Raw genomic sequence first — 1409 nt, 5'->3', positions numbered from 1 at the left:
CGGACGAGTTGCGCGCGGTCCTGGACGGCCCTGACGGCAGGGAGGAGTTCGCCGCCCTCCTGCGTTACATTGAGTTGGTCGGGGAGGTGGAGACCCGTGATCATCTGCGTGATCTGATCATCGCTCTTGGGCCTGACGCGGAGGAGGCATATATGACCATCGCCGAGCTGCACCGCGCCGAGGGCCGTGTCGAGGGCCGTGCTGACACGCTGGTCCAGCTGCTGACGCTCAAGTTCGGCCCGCTTCCCGAGGCGGTGCTCACGACCGTGCGGAACGGCTCCGCCGACCAGCTCCGGGTCTGGACCGCCCGCGTCCTGACCGTCGACAGCCTCGACCAGTTCCTCCGCTGACTTGCAGGCACACCGCGAGGCCCGACCCTGGCACGCCGCGAGTCGGTCATCGAGGTCCCTCACGCGTCCGTAAAGGTTCGCCGCGACGCGGCGGCGAACAAGTGTTCTACGCGGCGTGACCGCGCGACGCACGCGACTTTCTGCACGTTCTGCGACCAGATCTACTATCCCGTGCTTGAGGCGACGACTGGTCGTCCGTACGCACTCTACGTACATGGCAACAGCGACACGACCGGCGCGGTCCGCGGCGTCGCGACGATCACGACCGGCCTGAAGTGGAAGCGCCTGCGCGGGCCGCTCACCGTGATCGGCGAGGCGGACGCCGCCGCGCGCGAGGCCTGCTGGGAGTTCGGCGCCACCGTCGCCGCCAGCCTGGCGGCCGGTTGAGGCCGCCTCCGTGGCTGTGTGGATCGAATCCTGGCGTGCGGCGCCGTCCCGGATGTCGGTGTTCGCCTGTACGGTGTCGCCGTGTCGAGTCCGTCCACGCCCCACGACGCGATGTTCCGCCGGATCCTCGGTGCGCCGTCGAACGCGGCGTCGCAACTGCGCGCGACGCTGCCGCCGGCCTTCGTCGCCCGGCTCGACCTCGACCGGCTGACACCAGTCCCCGGCAGCCTGGTCGACGCCACGCTGCGGTGGCGGCACACCGACCTGCTTTTCACCGCCCCGCTCGACGGCCGTGAGGCGTTCGTCTACGTCCTCATCGAGCACCAGAGCAGCAACGACCCGCTCATGGCGTTCCGGATGCTGCGCTACGTCGTACGTGTCTGGGACCGTTACCTGGTCGATCATCCCAAGGCGACCCGGCTGCCGGCGGTGGTCCCGCTGGTCGTGCACCACAACCAGCAGGCGTGGACCGCGCCGGCCCAGGTGCTCGACCTGGTCGACCTCGCCCCGGACCTCGCCGACGCCTGGCGGGAGTACCTGCCCCGGTTCCAGTTCCTCCTCGACGACCTGGTCCGTGTCGACGAACGGGAGCTGCGGGAGCGGTCGCTGACCCACTCGGTGCGGCTCACCCTGCTCCTTCTCAAGATCGCCCCGGGGAATCCTCGGCTGGCG

3 protein-coding genes are annotated in these 1409 nt (G+C 69.7%); all 3 read left to right on the top strand.

Annotation, left to right across the window (positions count from 1 at the left end):
• Positions 1-350: hypothetical protein (locus AC5LSR_RS11280; protein ID WP_493468426.1), on the top strand; the 350-nt coding region annotated here is incomplete at its 5' end.
• Positions 351-521: 171 nt separating this feature from the next.
• Positions 522-737, top strand: coding sequence for a flavodoxin (locus AC5LSR_RS11275; RefSeq protein ID WP_493468425.1), 216 nt, complete (start codon positions 522-524; stop codon positions 735-737).
• Positions 738-818: 81 nt separating this feature from the next.
• On the top strand, positions 819-1409 hold a 591-nt coding region (locus AC5LSR_RS11270), incomplete at its 3' end, for an Rpn family recombination-promoting nuclease/putative transposase (RefSeq protein WP_493468424.1).

It is taken from the genome of Protofrankia sp. CiP1_Cm_nod4 (genome assembly GCF_982290645.1).
The sequence above is the reverse complement of the archived record's forward strand: the minus strand, read 5'-3'. Positions and strand labels throughout refer to the sequence as shown.